General features: G+C 64.6%; 16 protein-coding genes. 9 read left to right on the forward strand and 7 right to left on the reverse strand.

The annotated features are described in order from the left end of the window. Positions 1 to 71 precede the first annotated feature (71 nt). Positions 72 to 1,394 (forward strand): MFS transporter, encoded by a 1,323-nt coding sequence (locus tag BJY26_RS12220; protein WP_237248955.1) that lies wholly within the window; start codon positions 72 to 74, stop codon positions 1,392 to 1,394. On the opposite strand, the gene BJY26_RS12225 is transcribed toward BJY26_RS12220, so the two are convergent. Continuing rightward, positions 1,391 to 2,170, reverse strand: coding sequence for a spermidine synthase (locus BJY26_RS12225; RefSeq protein ID WP_179428532.1), 780 nt, complete (start codon positions 2,168 to 2,170; stop codon positions 1,391 to 1,393). The genes BJY26_RS12220 and BJY26_RS12225 overlap by 4 nt on opposite strands. 229 nt (positions 2,171 to 2,399) lie before the next feature. Here BJY26_RS12225 and BJY26_RS12230 point away from each other — a divergent pair, with 229 nt between their 5' ends. The 4 genes from BJY26_RS12230 (at position 2,400) to BJY26_RS12245 (ending at position 6,651) form a co-directional block, all read left to right on the forward strand. Then, positions 2,400 to 3,542 (forward strand): DUF4192 domain-containing protein, encoded by a 1,143-nt coding sequence (locus BJY26_RS12230; RefSeq protein WP_179428533.1) that lies wholly within the window; start codon positions 2,400 to 2,402, stop codon positions 3,540 to 3,542. A 151-nt stretch (positions 3,543 to 3,693) separates the two neighbouring features. Continuing rightward, positions 3,694 to 4,062 carry a universal stress protein gene (locus BJY26_RS12235; protein ID WP_179428534.1) on the forward strand — a complete coding sequence of 123 codons (369 nt, stop codon included), beginning with the start codon at positions 3,694 to 3,696 and terminating at the stop codon, positions 4,060 to 4,062. A gap of 123 nt (positions 4,063 to 4,185) precedes the next feature. After that, entirely contained in the window at positions 4,186 to 5,586 is a 1,401-nt protein-coding gene (locus BJY26_RS12240) for an RNA polymerase sigma factor (protein ID WP_425326657.1), read from the forward strand. 75 nt (positions 5,587 to 5,661) lie between these two features. After that, entirely contained in the window at positions 5,662 to 6,651 is a 990-nt protein-coding gene (locus BJY26_RS12245) for a GNAT family N-acetyltransferase (protein ID WP_179428535.1), read from the forward strand. A gap of 79 nt (positions 6,652 to 6,730) precedes the next feature. Here the strand turns inward: BJY26_RS12245 and BJY26_RS12250 are convergent, their stop codons facing one another. Beyond that, a complete protein-coding gene (locus BJY26_RS12250; protein ID WP_179428536.1) occupies positions 6,731 to 6,946 on the reverse strand; it encodes a DUF7455 domain-containing protein in 216 nt (71 codons plus the stop codon). A gap of 233 nt (positions 6,947 to 7,179) precedes the next feature. On the opposite strand from BJY26_RS12250, the gene BJY26_RS12255 reads away from it, so the two are divergent. After that, positions 7,180 to 9,303, forward strand: coding sequence for a DNA gyrase/topoisomerase IV subunit B (locus BJY26_RS12255; RefSeq protein ID WP_237248954.1), 2,124 nt, complete (start codon positions 7,180 to 7,182; stop codon positions 9,301 to 9,303). 28 nt (positions 9,304 to 9,331) lie between these two features. Here BJY26_RS12255 and BJY26_RS12260 read toward each other — a convergent pair whose 3' ends face one another. The 3 genes from BJY26_RS12260 to sepH all read right to left on the reverse strand — a co-directional run bounded on the left by BJY26_RS12260 (position 9,332) and on the right by sepH (position 11,988). After that, the gene (locus BJY26_RS12260) at positions 9,332 to 10,249 is read right to left on the reverse strand and encodes a M56 family metallopeptidase (protein ID WP_179428537.1); all 918 of its coding nucleotides are present in this window, start codon (positions 10,247 to 10,249) and stop codon (positions 9,332 to 9,334) included. A gap of 35 nt (positions 10,250 to 10,284) precedes the next feature. Beyond that, positions 10,285 to 10,629, reverse strand: a complete 345-nt coding sequence (locus BJY26_RS12265) for a BlaI/MecI/CopY family transcriptional regulator (protein ID WP_218852383.1) — start codon at positions 10,627 to 10,629, stop codon at positions 10,285 to 10,287. Between the two features lie 156 nt (positions 10,630 to 10,785). After that, positions 10,786 to 11,988 carry a septation protein SepH gene (sepH, locus tag BJY26_RS12270; RefSeq protein ID WP_179428539.1) on the reverse strand — a complete coding sequence of 401 codons (1,203 nt, stop codon included), beginning with the start codon at positions 11,986 to 11,988 and terminating at the stop codon, positions 10,786 to 10,788. 133 nt (positions 11,989 to 12,121) lie between these two features. Between sepH and BJY26_RS12275 the strand changes: the two genes are divergently transcribed. After that, entirely contained in the window at positions 12,122 to 13,258 is a 1,137-nt protein-coding gene (locus BJY26_RS12275; RefSeq protein ID WP_179429949.1) for a ferrochelatase, read from the forward strand. Between the two features lie 11 nt (positions 13,259 to 13,269). On the opposite strand, the gene BJY26_RS12280 is transcribed toward BJY26_RS12275, so the two are convergent. Continuing rightward, positions 13,270 to 13,512 (reverse strand): hypothetical protein, encoded by a 243-nt coding sequence (locus BJY26_RS12280; RefSeq protein ID WP_179428540.1) that lies wholly within the window; start codon positions 13,510 to 13,512, stop codon positions 13,270 to 13,272. Positions 13,513 to 13,895: 383 nt separating this feature from the next. Between BJY26_RS12280 and BJY26_RS12285 the strand changes: the two genes are divergently transcribed. Beyond that, positions 13,896 to 14,195, forward strand: coding sequence for a DUF4193 domain-containing protein (locus BJY26_RS12285; protein ID WP_179428541.1), 300 nt, complete (start codon positions 13,896 to 13,898; stop codon positions 14,193 to 14,195). A 17-nt stretch (positions 14,196 to 14,212) separates the two neighbouring features. Here the strand turns inward: BJY26_RS12285 and BJY26_RS12290 are convergent, their stop codons facing one another. Continuing rightward, the gene (locus tag BJY26_RS12290) at positions 14,213 to 14,653 is read right to left on the reverse strand and encodes a DUF3093 domain-containing protein (protein ID WP_179428542.1); all 441 of its coding nucleotides are present in this window, start codon (positions 14,651 to 14,653) and stop codon (positions 14,213 to 14,215) included. Positions 14,654 to 14,755: 102 nt separating this feature from the next. Between BJY26_RS12290 and dut the strand changes: the two genes are divergently transcribed. Beyond that, positions 14,756 to 15,283 carry a dUTP diphosphatase gene (gene dut, locus BJY26_RS12295; protein WP_237248953.1) on the forward strand — a complete coding sequence of 176 codons (528 nt, stop codon included), beginning with the start codon at positions 14,756 to 14,758 and terminating at the stop codon, positions 15,281 to 15,283. Positions 15,284 to 15,286: the final 3 nt, after the last annotated feature.

Genomic DNA, 15,286 nt, shown 5'->3' on the forward strand with positions numbered 1-15,286 from the left:
GTGCCCGGCGACACCGCGTTTGCGGGCGCCCGGCTGCGTACCGCGGAGCGGGCACGAGACAATAGACAATTGTGACATCGGTACAGCCCGGGACCCGGCCCGCGGTCCGCTACACCATCTGGACGATCGGTGTGCTCGCTTACATGGTTGCGGTGCTCCAGCGCACCAGCCTCGGGGTGGCGGGAATCGAGGCGACGCACCGGTTCGACGCGTCGGCATCGGTGCTGTCGATGTTCATGGTGATCCAGCTTGTCGTGTACGCCGGTTTGCAGATCCCGGTCGGCATCATGCTCGACCGGCTGGGCCCTCGCACGTTGATCGTCGCCGGCGCAGTCTTGATGGCCGGCGGGCAGTGCGTATTGGGCTTTGCGGACAATGTCGGAGTCGGCATCGTGGGCCGCCTGCTCGTCGGGGCGGGGGACGCCTTCACCTTTATTTCGGTGCTGCGGCTGGTCAGCGTATGGTTCCCGGCCTCGCAGGCGCCGATCTTTACGCAGCTGACCGGTATCACCGGACAAATCGGCCAGATCCTCAGCGCCTACCCCTTCGTGTGGCTGTTGCACGGCGCCGGGTGGTCGCCGGCGTTCTTCTCCGCTGCCGGCTTGTCGACTGTCTGCGCGATAGTGGCATTCCTCGTCGTCCGAACGCCGTCCCGCCCGCGCGGCGACGAGCCGGCGCCGTCGCTGCGGGAGATCGGCCGCACAGTGGTGGCTACGGCCAAACAACCGGGTACGCGGCTGGGGTTTTGGACGCATTTCACGACTCCTTTCTCCGGCAATGTGTTCGTGTTCTTGTGGGGTGTGCCGTTCTTGGTGTCCGCCCAGGGGCTGGCGACGTCGACGGCGTCGGCGTTGCTGACCTTGTACGCGATCGGCGGCATGATCGCGGGACCGGTGCTGGGCAAGCTGGTTGCCTCCCATCCGCTCCGCCGGTCATGGCTCGTGCTGACCGTTGTGGCCGCGACGGTGGCGGCCTGGGCAGTCGTCCTGGCCTGGCCGGGGCAGGCTCCGCCGGGGCTGCTCGTGGTGCTGGTGTTGGTCTTGGCGTGCGCGGGCCCCGGATCGATGATCGCGTTCGACTTCGCACGTACCTTTAATCCGCCGCACCGTCAGGGCACGGCATCCGGCATGGTCAATATCGGCGGATTCATCGCGTCGCTGATCGTGATGTTCTTGATCGGGGTGGTGCTCGATCAGCTGCACCGGGCGTTCGGGGGAGAGCTCTACGACCTCGGGCATTTCAAGATCGCCATGTGCGTGCAATTCGTGTTCTTTGCCATCGGCACTATCGGAATTCTGCTGTCGCGGCGCAAGGCTCGCGCCGAAATGGCACGAGCCGGCGTCCACGTGCCCCCGATTCTCCAAGCCATCAAACGCACGTACGGACGACGCTAGCGGACGAACTTGTCCCAGCTCGCCCCGGTCAGTACTCGGGCCGGCGCGGCCCCGGATCGCAGATCGCGAGCAAAGTCGTCGGTGTGCAGCGGTTCGTGGCCGGCGACGCCCAGCAGATTGCCGTAACGGCGTCCGCGTAATTGAGCGGGCTCGGCGACGGCTGCCGGATGAGCGAAGCGACCGGCCATCCGGCGCAGCTCAGCCTTGGCGGCGGTCAGGGGCGGCCGGTCGGCGATATTCGTCAGCAACAGGCCCCCGGGGCGCAGTACACGGGCCGCGTGTGCGAAAAAATCATCGCCGGTGAGCACCTCGGGCGTGCTGTCGCCGACGAAGACGTCGCGAATTATCAGGTCGAACCGGTCATCGCGGGCGGCAGCGAGCTGTTCGAACGCGTCGCCGACCCGGATCTTCACGAGCGGACTCCGCGGAATATCGAACCATTCGCGCACGAGCCGTGCCAGCGCGGCGTCGATCTCGATGGCCAGCTGTCTCGACCCCGGACGGACGTGCTCGACATATCGAGCCATCGAACATCCTGCCGCTCCCAAATGCAGCACGTGCAGCGGCCGACCGCTCGGGAACGACGCCGCAATGATCTTGCCCATCCAGTCCATGTACTCGAATTCGAGGCGGGACGGGTCGCCCAACACGACGAACGAACTTTGCACGCCGCCGACCGTCAAACACCACTCGCCGGGAGCGATTTCAATGAGTCGGGCTTCGCCGCTGTCGATGTCGTACCGGCCGGGGGAGGGGCCGGGCGAACGCGGAGTCATTTCTCAACTGTGCCATAACGCGGTGTCGCGGAACGCGCCTCCCGCCGAGTGGCGGCGAACGGCTGCCAAAATGGCAAAACGCCCGCCATTGGCCGCCACTCGAAGCGGGGTAGCGGCGAGCCCTTCAGTAGCCGAGCCTTGCGTCCACAGGTGCCGTTCAAGCGCTCTTTCGGCCGAAGTTATCCACAGGGGCTGGGATCGGACCGGTGCGCGCCGCACGCTGAGGTCCATGGAAAACACGACACTGATCACCCTGACCCATTCGCGCGACCTCTTGGCCTATGTTCCGCACCGGCTCGGATTCACGCCGCAGCGGAGCCTCGTGCTGATCGGCATGCGCCGAGCGCAGTCGGCAACGCGGCTCGGACTGATGGTCCGCTGCGATTTGCCCCGCGCCTGGCTCGATGCACCGGATACGACCATGGCCCGGCGAATGGTCGAGAACCTGCTGGCCGACAGGTCGGTGAACGCCGTGGCAGTAGTGCTCTATCTCGACGTGCCGAAGGATATCGACCTTCCGCAGGACGCCGACGCCGCCGATTTCGGATCGGCCGGCCCGGAGCCGAGCGCCGCCTCGGCCATCCGGCGTGCCGTGGTCTCGATCGGGCTCGAACTCGTCGACGAGCTATGGGTGGCAGGCGACCGATGGCGGTCGTACGCGTGCGGCGACGTCGAATGCTGTCCCGGATCCGGCTGGCCGACCACCGAAATCGAATCGTCCACGGTTGGTGCCGAACTGGTGCTGGCAGGCAGCAGCCCCGCCGACAGCGTGGACTCCTTGACCGCTCTGCCCGTGATCGACGCCGCCAGCCGTGACGGCGTCCGGCGGGCCCTTGGCCTGGCCGCCGACCGGCACGCGACGGACGTCGACAACGGTCGACTGCTGACGTGGCGCCGCCGACAACTGGACACGTGGCGGCGCGCGTTCCGGGCCAAAGCCGCGCCCGTCGGCCCCGAGCGGACGGGGCGTCTCATCGTTGCCTTGTCGGACGCCCGGCTGCGGGATGCCGTGATGGTCGACGTTCTCGGGCTGACGAAGGCATCCGGCATGCTCCTTGGACCGCAGGAGCCCGCGGACGACGATGCCGGGCTCCGTCGGGTGGCAGGGCTCGGAGACCGGGAGCCGGATCCGGACCGGTTGGCCACGGCGTCGCGTCTGCTGCGTCATCTGGCCGCCGCCTCCGACGGAGCCTGGCAAGCGGCTCCGTTGACGCTGTTGGCGTGGATCGAATGGTGCCGCGGCCAGAGTTCGACTGCCGGGAGATACCTCGACCGGGCGCTGAGCGCCGACCCCGAGCACAGGCTAGCCAGGCTGATGACGGGGTTCGTCGACAACGGGCTGTTGCCGACGTGGGTCACGCGGCCGCGGTAGCGTGCCCGGGACGGTTTCGGCTGCCGGTGTCGTTGAACGGTGTCGTTGAACGGGGCGGGTTCGCGGGGCGGGTAGACAGGGGACACTGGAAAAGTCGCGCCCGACAAGGCAGCATGGAGCAGGCAGGAAAACCGGTCAGCGGGAGGTAGATGTGTCAATCGTCGTCGGCTATTTGGCGACCCCGGAGGGCGAAGCGGCCCTCCAGTACGCCGTCCGCGAGGCCAATCAGCGCAGCAGCGACCTGACGATAGTGCCGACCGGGGAGTCGACCGAGTTCCCGACCGCCGATCATCTCGAACTGCTCGGCGGCTTGGACTATGAGATCACCGGGCCCCCGCCGGACGGCGACGCGGCGGAACTGATGATCGACACTGCTGCGCAGCGCGGCGCGGAAATGATCATCATCGGGCTGCGCAAGCGCAACCCCGTCGGCAAATTGATCCTCGGGTCCAACGCGCAGCGGATCTTGCTCGACGCCGGTTGTCCCGTTCTGACAGTCAAACCCGACACTGCCGACTGAACCGGCCGCGGAGCCGGTGCGTGCTGATTTCCGGTTGCGGGAAGAAACGTGACACAATAAAGCGTTGACCCAGTCAGGACCCGTGCTAGTGAGAATCGGCGAGATTTTCCTCACACACTTGACATGGGTCTTAGTGATGTGAAGAAACAATCACTTGACCACTGGAATCTCGCCGCAGTTAAGGGGTGTATGTCGGTGCCGGAATCGTCCAAGGCAAGCGCCGCTGCAAAAACCGGAAGCTCTCGAGGTGCTACGACGAAGGGTACGGCTACGAAAACGTCGGCAACCAAGGTAAAGGCAAAGAAGGTCGCAAAGCCGGCCGCACAGGTGGACGAGACGACCGATATCGACGAGGGCGCCGCACAGGCCGCCCCCAAGAAGACCGCTGCCAAAAAGGCGGCGCCGAAGAAGGCGGCAGCAACGCCGGCCAAGCGTAAGGCGAAAGCGAAGGACGACGACCTCATGCCCACGGAGGTCGACGAGGCCGCCGAGGAAGAGGCCGAAGAGGTCGAACACGTCGAGCCGGAGGCAAAGAAGGCCGCCGAGCAGGCCGGCGGGTTCGTCTACTCGCCGTCCGACGAAGGCGATGCTCCGGCCCAGCAGGTGATCTCGGCCGGAGCGACGGCCGATCCGGTGAAGGATTATCTCAAGCAGATCGGCAAGGTCGCTCTCCTCAACGCGGCCGAAGAGGTCGAACTGGCCAAGCGCATCGAAGCCGGCATGTACGCCGAGTCGAAGCTGAACGAGGAGTCGCTGTCGGCCAAGGTGGCGCGGGAGTACAAATGGATCATCCATGACGGCCGCCGCGCCAAGAACCATTTGCTCGAGGCCAACTTGCGTCTTGTCGTGTCGCTGGCCAAACGCTACACGGGCCGCGGCATGTTGTTCCTCGACCTGATTCAAGAGGGCAACCTCGGGCTGATTCGTGCCGTCGAGAAATTCGACTACACGAAGGGGTTCAAGTTCTCCACGTACGCCACCTGGTGGATTCGCCAAGCCATCACCAGGGCGATGGCCGATCAGGCTCGGACCATCCGCATCCCGGTGCACATGGTCGAAGTGATCAACAAACTGGCGCGTGTGCAGCGTCAGATGTTGCAGGATCTGGGCCGCGAGCCGACTCCGGAAGAACTCGCCAAGGAACTCGACATGACGCCGGAAAAGGTTGTCGAGGTGCAAAAGTACGGCCGTGAGCCGATCTCGCTGCACACGCCGCTGGGCGAAGACGGCGACTCGGAATTCGGCGACCTGATCGAGGATTCGGAAGCAGTAGTGCCGGCGGACTCGGTCAGCTTCACGCTGCTGCAGGAACAGCTGCACTCGGTGCTTGACACGCTCAGTGAACGCGAAGCCGGTGTCGTGTCGATGCGGTTCGGTCTCAGCGACGGCCAGCCCAAGACGCTCGACGAGATCGGGAAGGTCTACGGCGTCACGCGCGAGCGGATCCGGCAGATAGAGTCCAAGACCATGTCGAAACTGCGGCACCCGTCGCGTTCGCAGGTGTTGCGCGACTACCTGGACTGATCCCGGCACCCGTACGGCGCCCCGCCCCATTTAATTCGGGGGACAGGAGGCGCCCACGGGTCCTAGCGTGGGAGCATGACGGACTCCCTCACCTGGCGCGCGCTGACCGTTGCCGACGCGCCCGCGCTTTTGTCGCTGCTGAAGCGCGTCGAAGTGTATGACGCCGATCAAGAACGCATCACCGACGACGAGTTGCGCAGGTCGTTGGCGATGCCGTGGATCGATCTGACGCGCGATTCGCTTGTCGGACTCGACCGGGACGGCAACCCGGTGGCCGGCGGACTTGTCACAAGCCGTCCGGGGGCGAAGACCCGCGTGCGGATCCAGCTGATGGGGTGCGTGGCGCCCGAGTATCGGAATCGCGGCTTGGGCCGCCGGCTGCTCGAGTGGCAACTGGACAGGGGGCGCGGAAAGCTCGCCGAGATCCGCGCAGGCTCGCCGCATGCCGCAAGCCTGCCGGCAGCCCTGAGCTGTTACGCCATGGCAGCGCAAACCGACAAGGCACAGTTGTACCGGCATGCCGGGCTAACGCCGGTGCGTTATTTCGCCAGCATGCGCCGGCGGGTGCGCGACGAGCCTTGCTCTTCGGCACTGCCGGCCGGTGTCACGCTCGAACCGTGGACGGATGGGCTGTCCGAAGAGGTCCGGACCGTGCACAACGAAGTATTTGCCGACCATTGGGGATCGCAGCCGCACGACCGCGCGAGTTGGCGGAAGGGGTTCATCGACGGCGAAGCGTTCCGGCCCGAGTTGAGCGTCGTCGCCGTCGGCCCGGATGGCACGGTCATCGGGTATGCGCTGAATTCCGAATATGTGCAGGATTGGGAAGAGCAAGGGTATTCGGAAGGGTACACCGATCTGCTCGGCGTGGTGGCACAGTGGCGGGGAAAAGGAGTCGCGTCGGCACTGCTGGCCGAGACGGCGCGCCTGTGCGTTCGCCGCGGTCATCCGTACGTCGCGCTCGATGTGGACACCGCCAGTCCGACGGGGGCCGATCGCCTTTACGCGTCGATGGGGTACGCGCCGACGCATACGTCCGTGTGTTTCGAACTTGATCCGGATTGACCGCGATTCACCAATGCGGCGGCGACGCACAGACGAGAAGGGCCGGGGCAGCGCCCCGGCCCTTCGGCAGTGGAGGGTGTTACTCGCCTGAGCCGGCGGTTTCTTCCAGCCGAGCCGTCTCGTCGTGGATCCGCAATGCAGCGGGCTTCAACGCTTCCAGGTGCTCGTTCGAGTGGTGCCGGCAAAAGAACAAGTCGCCGGAGTTCAATTCGACCCTGACGTAGGCCTGCGCTCCACAGCGATCACAACGATCGGCGGCGGTCATCGAATCGGGGGCCTGGGTGCCAACTGTCATTGTTCCTGCCTTTCCAAGACTTAGGTCCGTATACCCTTGATAACACGGAGCACATTGAATTTATGCGCCAAAGTCCGGCGGTTCGCCCAGCGCGTATTTTCGTCCGAGTCCAGCGGCCGCGCCATCGGTTGCGGGTGTCGCGTCCGGCCCAACGCGTCTCCGCCTACGCGGCGAGCCTGGAAGCGCCCGTGGGCACGGCCAAGTAATGTTGAGCGCAGGAGGACTATCTGACTGTGACAACGAAACAATCCACCCGGGAAGAACTGCGTGCGGCGGCGGCCGGCGGCTATACCGCTCGGCATTTGTCGGTGCTCGAAGGACTCGAGGCGGTGCGCAAGCGCCCCGGCATGTACGTCGGCACCACCGATTCGCGCGGGCTCATGCACTGCTTGTGGGAGATTCTCGACAACTCCGTCGATGAAGCACTTGGTGGCTTTTGCTCCCGGATCGAGGTCGTTCTACACGCCGACGGGTCGGTGGAAGTCACCGACGACGGGCGCGGAATCCCCGTGGACTCCGAACCGCGGACAGGTTTGAACGGTGTCGAAGTCGTCTTCACGAAATTGCACGCCGGCGGGAAATTCGGCGGCGGCTCGTATCAAGCGTCGGGCGGCCTGCACGGTGTCGGCGCCAGCGTCGTGAATGCCTTGTCCGCGCGCCTGGACGCCGAAGTCACCCGGTCGGGCAAGATCCACCGGATGACGTTCCGCCGCGGCGAGCCCGGTACTTTCGACGACAAGTCGGGGCCCTCACCCGACTCGGACTTCACACCGTTCGTCAACGGATCGCAGCTGGAAATCGTCGGAAAGGCGAAGCGAGGCGTCACGGGGAGCCGGGTGCGCTACTGGGCCGACGAACAGATTTTCCTTGCCGAAGCGCAGTTCTCGTACAGCGAGCTCGTGGCCCGTGCCCGGCAGACCGCGTTCCTGGTCCCGGGACTCACCATCACCATCCGCGACGGGCGCGTCCGGGGCAGCGAGAACGAAGAAACTTTCATGTTCGACGGCGGACTCAGCGAGTTCGTCGACTATCTCGCCGTCGATCCGGCAGTGACGGATGTGTGGCGGCTACAAGGGTCGGGGGAGTACACCGAAACGGTTCCCGTCCTGGACGATCGCGGCCACATGGTGTCCACCGAGGTCTCGCGCACCGCCGAGGTCGATGTGGCACTTCGGTGGGGCACCGGCTACGACACCCGCGTGGCGAGCTTCGTCAACATCGTGGCCACCCCGAAGGGCGGAACGCACCTGTCCGGTTTCGAACAGGCGTTGCTCAAATCGTGCCGCAAGGTCATCGAATCGAATTCCCGCCGGTTGAAGGTCGGCAACGATCAGATCGAGAAGGACGACGTGCTGGCGGGGCTGACGGCAGTCGTCACGGTGCGCCTGGCCGAGCCGCAGTTCGAAGGGCAGACGAAGGAAGTGCTCGGCACCAAGGCGGCGCGCGGCATTGTGTCAAAAGTAGTCTCCGGCGAGTTGGAAGCACACCTGACGTCGAACAAGCGACAGGACAAGCAACAGTCCCAGATGCTTCAGGAAAAGATCGTGTCCGAGATGAAATCGCGCATCTCGGCACGCATGCACAAGGAGACGCAGCGCCGTAAATCCGCTCTCGAATCGTCGTCCCTGCCGTCCAAGCTCTACGACTGCCGCAAGGGCGAGGTCGACAATTCCGAATTGTTCATCGTCGAAGGCGATTCGGCGATGGGCACCGCGAAGAAGGCGCGGAACTCCGAACATCAGGCGCTGCTGCCGATCCGCGGAAAGATCTTGAACGTGCAGAAGGCCTCGATCGCGGACATGCTCTCGAACGCGGAATGCGCCTCGATCATCCAGGTCATCGGCGCCGGGTCCGGTCGCAGTTTCGACCTGTCGGCGGCCCGCTACGGCAAGATCGTCATCATGACCGATGCGGACGTCGACGGCGCACATATTCGTACGCTGCTGCTGACCTTGTTCTTCCGGTACATGCGCCCCATGGTCGAAGCCGGCCGAGTCTACGCAGCAGTCCCGCCGTTGCACCGGATCGAAGTGATCCATCCCGGGTCGAAGGGCAACGAGTACGTGTACACGCATTCGGAAGCCGAACTGAACGCGGTGCTGGCCGGGCTGGCGAAAACGAAGAAGCGTTACAAGGAGCCGATTCAGCGGTACAAGGGTCTGGGTGAGATGGACGCCGACCAACTCGCCGAAACGACCATGGATCCGTCGCACCGCACGCTGCGCCGGGTCAACATGGCCGACTTCGCCGGTGCCGAGGGCACTTTCGAATTGCTGATGGGCGCAAACGTGGCCCCGCGCAAGGATTTCATCATAGCGGGCGCCGCCGAGCTCGACCCGGAGCGCATCGACGCGTAGCGGCTCGTCCGATGAGCCGCGGACCCGCTCAGGGGAAGAACGGCACAATCAACGACACTGTCGGCACGGCAAGCAACGCCAGCGCACCCAGGACGACGACGGCGCGGTTCCACGCGGCAAGGCGCCGCGGCGGGCTCGTCAAGCGCTGGATGCGCAGCTCCGTGGCCGTGGACGCCAACGCGAACCCGCCGGCCGGAGGCTCGCTCCGACCCACCAGTGCAATTGCCGACGCCAGCACCTCGGGGCGCACCGTTCGTATCGCGGTATCGTCGGCAAGCATCTCCACGAGCGTCGAAATGCTTTGATGAGCGACCGTGGCCGCGCGGAGCCAGGGCAGTGCCCGGTGCCACGAGACGAACGGCAGGATGACCAGATCGTGCCGCCATTCCAGATGGGCCCGTTCGTGCGCGATGACTGCTTCGAGTTCCGGCTTGCTGAGCAGATCGATGATCCCGGCCGATAACACCATGGTGTTGCGGGGGCCCGGCAGACAATAGGCGACCGGAGCGGTGTGGTCGAGCAGCCTGGCCTCGGGATGGTCGACCGACGGGCGTGACAAGATGTCGAGAAGCTGACGGTGTCTCCGGCGGTGGCGCACGGTTTGGACGACGCTGAGGATCAGCACGCTGAGGAGCCGCAGCGCAAGGATGAGAGCTATCGCCAGCGCAATCAGCCGCAACGGGCCGAGATCGGTCAGGAGTCGTCCGTGCCAAATCATGTCGGCAAGTCGCCCGAGCCCGTCGGGAAAGCGGGTCGAAATGCCCGATACCGCGTAAACGAGTCCGGCACCGATCATGGCCAGACCGCCCGACAGCCCGATGGACTGCCACAGTACGAGCGCCGTCAACGGGTCGCGGCCCGCCCAGCGGGCGCGCGCCAAGAGCACCGGCACCGGCCATGCCAGCAGGACAGCGAGAACAGCCAGCATGATGCTGGTCTGAGCCATAGGATTCATACTGCTACCTACGGTAGCCGGATTGACTACGCAGTCGGGCCCGGATCGCGGGTTTTCGCAGAGTGGCCGAGCAGTCGGCGCAGCGTGCTCGTCTCGTCAGTGCTCGCCGCGCCAAGGAAACGAGCAAATACCGCCTCGTGATCGGGAGCCTGACCGAGAACCTCGTGCATGAGTTCGGCAACGTGATCTTCACGCGACGATGTCGCCCGGTAACGGTGTGGACGGACATCGCGCTGTCGCTGAACAAAATGCTTGGCTTCAAGACGAGACAGCACGGTATGAACGGTCGTCAACGCCAGATCGCGGTGGGCGAGCGCTTCACGCAGATCGGTGGCCGACAGCGATGCAGCATTGTTCCAGAGCTCGTCCATGACGGCTCTTTCAAGCTCACCGAGGGTTTCCACGATTGTTTAGCTCCTCGACTGGGGAGAGGGTTGATGGCGGTCATCCACCGTCAACCATTCTACGACAAGTAGAGAGTGGCGTCCCAATCGGGGTAGCCGGACCGGCGGCCCGCGGCTCCGGAGTCAGTCGCGTTTGGCTCCGAACATGATCTCGTCCCAGCTCGGCACGCTGTGTCGCTTTCCGCGTTTTGCCGCGGGCGGGGTGAAGTTTTCGTCGTCCAGGAGGCTTTGCTGGCCGGGAAGCTGGTCATCCTGACCCGTTGCGCCGGCCGGGGCCGAGGAGTCCGCGGGCTCCGGCGACTTTCCGGCGTCCTTGGACTTTCTGGCCTTCTTAGCGGACTTGCCGAAGGCCTTGCCGGCAGGCTTATCCCGCTCCGGGCGGTCGGGCACGGCGAGCACCTCGGGCGAATCGGCTTCCTCGGGTGCCGAAGCGGCAGTGTGCGCGCCCAACGGCCACACGCCGGGTGCGGTGGACGCGTCATTTCGATCGTCGGGACCGTCGTCCGGGTCGACTGCGGCAGCCAAATGCGCAGTGCCGGCGCCGCTTGCCGGCGCATCGGAATCCTCGTCCAGTAGCCCGCCGTACGGATCCGAGTCATCGACGTGCGGATCGACGGGCGTGCGCCGGCCGCGACGCGCGCCAAGCGTGTCCAGCAAGTGATCGGTGCTGGGCGCCGTCGTCTCGTCCGGCGCATCCTCCCGCGAGCCGTTGTCCGAGACGGCCGTCAACCGGCGGGGCGGCAACGGGCCGGAATCCACGGGGCCGGAGTCCGTCAGCCAGCGGGCTTCGTCGTCCTCGGGGGTGAGCGAGCCGCGGTCGAACGTCCAACTGGCCGTGCGCTTCTTGCCGCCGGCAGTGAATGTCAGCTCGACGTACCAGCGCGAATCGGGCCGGCGCCAGGCGTCCCAGCCGGCCGTCTCGAGATCGACGTCGCGCAAGCGGAGCCGCTCGGACGCCAGGTCGGCCAACGGTCGACCGTCGGCGGCGGGATCCTGGGACGAATAAACGAGTACCCGACCGGCAAGCTCAGCGATATGGGAACGTTCGGCCAAAACCGGACCTTCGTACCTGCGTACTTGCTCGAGGGGGACGCCTGCGCCTTCGGCGACCTCTTCGGCAGTCAGACCCGCACGGATCTTCGCTTGAATGTCACGCGGCCTGGCCGGATCCTGTCCGGCTTGCAGCTGCCCGAGATGTGCGCGGTCGCGACGGACAGCGGCGTACAGCGCTTCATCGACCGGCAGCAAATATCGTTCGCCCTCCGGGCCGGCCAGCACCAGATGTTCTTCGTCATCGTGAACACCAAGCAGTTTAAGATCCTGCATTGGGCACCTTCCTCGTAAAAATCGTGACGCGACAAACGCTTCGCACTACTTCACTATGGTGTCACGCCACTGCGCTCAACTCGGGGATCTGCCCATGGCGCGTTGTCACCGGCCCGTTAAGCTTGTCAGCGTGATGGACAGTTCCGCATCGGCCGGCGCGGCCGACTTTTCGCCTTTTGATTCGCTCTTGCTCTTGTCGTTCGGCGGCCCGGAAAAGCCCGACGACGTCTTGCCCTTTTTGAAAAATGTGACGGCCGGCCGCGGTATTCCGGACGAACGGCTCATCGAGGTGGGCGAACATTACTACTCGTTCGGCGGCCGCTCGCCGATCAACGACCAGAACCGGCAGCTCATCGCTGCGCTGGAAGCGGACCTCGAGCGCCGGGAAGTCGACGTGCCGCTGTACTGGGGCAATCGGAACTGGGAACCGTACATCGACGACACGCTACGGCGCATCCACGCCGATGGGCACAGGAACGTCGGCGTGATCACGACAAGCGCGTACTCGTCGTACTCGAGCTGCCGGCAATACCGCGAAGACCTCGGAATGGCGCTCGAGAAGCTCCACGCCGAAGGTATCGACCTGACGGTGGACAAGATTCGCCAGTACTACAACCACCCGGGGTTCGTCAGCGCGAGCGCGGACAATGTCGAAGCAGCGCTCCGCGCCGTCGGCGCGGGCACCGGTACCAAGGTGTTGTTCGTCACACATTCCATCCCGCAAACGATGCAAGAAGCCTCCGAAGTCGGCACCCCCGGATATTTGCGCCAACACGAAGACCTGATGCGCACGATCATCAGTGAAGTCTCCGAACGGCTCGGCCGGATAGTCGAAGGCGAACTCGTCTTTTGCTCCAGGTCCGGCCCACCCACGCAGCAATGGCTGGAACCGGACATCAACGACCGAATGGCCGAGCTGAAAGCGGAAGGCATCTCCGGGGTCGTTGCCGCGCCGATCGGGTTCGTCTCCGACCATATGGAAGTCAAATTCGACCTGGACACCGAAGCGCGCCAGACGGCGTCCGAACTCGATCTGGACTATTACCGTGCCGCGACGGTCGGCACGTCCGAGGCATTCGTCTCGGGCCTTGTCGATCTGTTGGCCGAACGTGCTGCCGAGCTTCGAGGCGAAACCCCCGCTGTGCCGGTCGGCGGCTCGCTGCCGGCCTGTAGCCCGGGCAGCGGCGCGTGTGCCGTGGATTGTTGCATCGGAAAGTTCGATAGGCCGGTCGCGCCGGTGTGGCCGGCAACGGCGTCCGGCATCGGATAAACCGTCGGACGTCAGTCCGCGTTCGCGGATCCGCGTTCCGGCTCTTCGATGACCGGAATTGTGCCCGTCTCGGCGGCCAGGATCTGTTTCATCTCGCCGGTGGCCACATCGTTATCGCCGGCGAGCTCGACAAGTGACTCGAGGTCGCCGAGCAGAACTTCGACGAGGTAGTCGTCGCCTTCGTCACGCGCGACGGCCAGCTGCGCACGAGTCTGATCGATCCGCTCATTCAAGCCATGTTCGAATTCACTCATGCGATACCCCCGGTACAAGTCGGTTTTCGTCAAGGTAGCAGGTTAAGCCGTGAGGGAAAATAGCCGGGCCCGGCGCATACCGTGTCGGGAACGGGCCGGAGAACGTTGTACAGTAAGGTTTTCCGCAGTCCGGTACTGCCCGGAAAACTCGCCACGCTTCGACCCGGTTTTTGAAACAAAATCGGCATCAGTATTGTTATTGCAGCCGAGATGGTTGACAATACCAATTCTGGGCGGCCGGAGCATCGGATATGTACCGGAAGACGGGCCGGAATAAGTCCGGTGATACCGGCGTTGGACCCAGATCGATCCGTGCGTGCACGGGTCGAAACGGCGAAGATCAGCTTTAACCACCGACGAACGCAATCGGAGTGAAAATACACATGGCGACGGATTACGACGCGCCTCGTAAGACAGACGAGGACCTCAGCTCGGACTCGTTGGAAGACCTCAAGGCACAACGCACCCAAAAGAAGGCAAGCAGTGTCGATGAGGACGAAACGGAGGTCGCGGAAGGCTACGAACTTCCCGGCGCCGACCTTTCCAATGAGGAACTGTCGGTTCGCGTGCTTCCCAAGCAGTCGGACGAGTTCACCTGCATGGAATGTTTCCTGGTCAGGCACCGCTCGCAGCTCGCGTCCGACAAGGACGGCGTGCTGATCTGCAAGGACTGCGCGGCTTGACGGTCCGGCGCTCGGCGTTAGCCGAGCGCCTTTGTCAACCCTGCGGGGTCTCGTGTGGAAACGAGCCAGTACGGGGTCGGATCGGAGTCGTCATCAATGGTGATCTTCACGACATCCGGAATCCAGCCCCGAATATGCAAATACGCGCGCGCATCGAGCTTGATCCCGCGCGCCATCACGGCATCCCGGCCCGTGAACGCTTCGGCACCGCCCACGAAGCGCTTGTCGATGTGCGCCTTGCCGACTATCACCTCGCCGTCAGTGACCTCGATCCGAGTAGCAAGACTGACGAGCCACCACAAGAACAAGATCGCCACGACCACCGGCACTATGACCGCGGCGGCAGCCGACACCGGGGCGACAATGAGGGACGTGCCGGCCGCGACGCACGCGGCAATCAGCCAAACCCACCATGAAGGCCATAAACGCTCGGTATACCGTGGTGCAGACGTTGCCATATATTCAAGCTTTCCATATCGGGTTCATCCGCTGCGACAGGGCGTCGGGCAGTAGAGTGTGAACTTTGTGACATGTCATCAACCTGCAAGGAGCGCCAGCCGGTGACCGAATCGCCAATCCGCGTACCCCTCGTTCGACTCGACAAGGATATGCCGCTGCCGGCATACGAAAAGCATTCGGATGCCGGCGCCGACCTGCGCACGGCCGTCGACGTGAGAATCGAACCGGGCGAACGGGCAGTCGTCGGCACCGGCATCGCCCTGGCGCTCCCGCACGGCTACGTCGGCCTGGTGCACCCTCGGTCCGGGCTTGCCGTCAAGCACGGTCTCAGCGTGGTGAACTCGCCGGGCACCATCGATGCCGGATACCGCGGCGAGATCAAGATCCCGCTGATCAACACCGATGCGCATCACGCCATCGACCTCAAACGGGGCGACCGCGTGGCGCAGCTGCTGGTCCAACGCGTCGAAACTGCGGAGTTCGACGTGGTCGATGAGCTGCCGGCATCCGAACGCGGGACCGGCGGTTTCGGCTCAACCGGGGGTTTCGCGTCTCCGGCCGACGAGGGGTCCGCAGCCGGAGCGGCCGCCGACGGATTGGCAGCAACGACCGCAAAGGCAGAGAATTAACCC

The organism is Spelaeicoccus albus (assembly GCF_013409065.1).
In the GTDB taxonomy this organism is placed as follows: Bacteria; Actinomycetota; Actinomycetes; order Actinomycetales; family Brevibacteriaceae; genus Spelaeicoccus; species Spelaeicoccus albus.

Bases quoted from the DNA above. Each gene is read 5' to 3' on its own strand.
- BJY26_RS12260 (WP_179428537.1), bottom strand. From the start codon at position 10,249: ATGGCTCAGACCAGCATCATGCTGGCTGTTCTCGCTGTCCTGCTGGCA.
- sepH (WP_179428539.1), bottom strand. From the start codon at position 11,988: ATGCAGGATCTTAAACTGCTTGGTGTTCACGATGACGAAGAACATCTG.
- BJY26_RS12250 (WP_179428536.1), bottom strand. From the start codon at position 6,946: ATGACAGTTGGCACCCAGGCCCCCGATTCGATGACCGCCGCCGATCGT.
- BJY26_RS12280 (WP_179428540.1), bottom strand. From the start codon at position 13,512: ATGAGTGAATTCGAACATGGCTTGAATGAGCGGATCGATCAGACTCGT.
- BJY26_RS12290 (WP_179428542.1), bottom strand. From the start codon at position 14,653: ATGGCAACGTCTGCACCACGGTATACCGAGCGTTTATGGCCTTCATGG.
- BJY26_RS12225 (WP_179428532.1), bottom strand. From the start codon at position 2,170: ATGACTCCGCGTTCGCCCGGCCCCTCCCCCGGCCGGTACGACATCGAC.
- BJY26_RS12285 (WP_179428541.1), top strand. From the start codon at position 13,896: ATGGCGACGGATTACGACGCGCCTCGTAAGACAGACGAGGACCTCAGC.
- BJY26_RS12230 (WP_179428533.1), top strand. From the start codon at position 2,400: ATGGAAAACACGACACTGATCACCCTGACCCATTCGCGCGACCTCTTG.
- BJY26_RS12275 (WP_179429949.1), top strand. From the start codon at position 12,122: ATGGACAGTTCCGCATCGGCCGGCGCGGCCGACTTTTCGCCTTTTGAT.
- BJY26_RS12245 (WP_179428535.1), top strand. From the start codon at position 5,662: ATGACGGACTCCCTCACCTGGCGCGCGCTGACCGTTGCCGACGCGCCC.
- BJY26_RS12265 (WP_218852383.1), bottom strand. From the start codon at position 10,629: ATGGACGAGCTCTGGAACAATGCTGCATCGCTGTCGGCCACCGATCTG.
- BJY26_RS12240 (WP_425326657.1), top strand. From the start codon at position 4,186: ATGGGTCTTAGTGATGTGAAGAAACAATCACTTGACCACTGGAATCTC.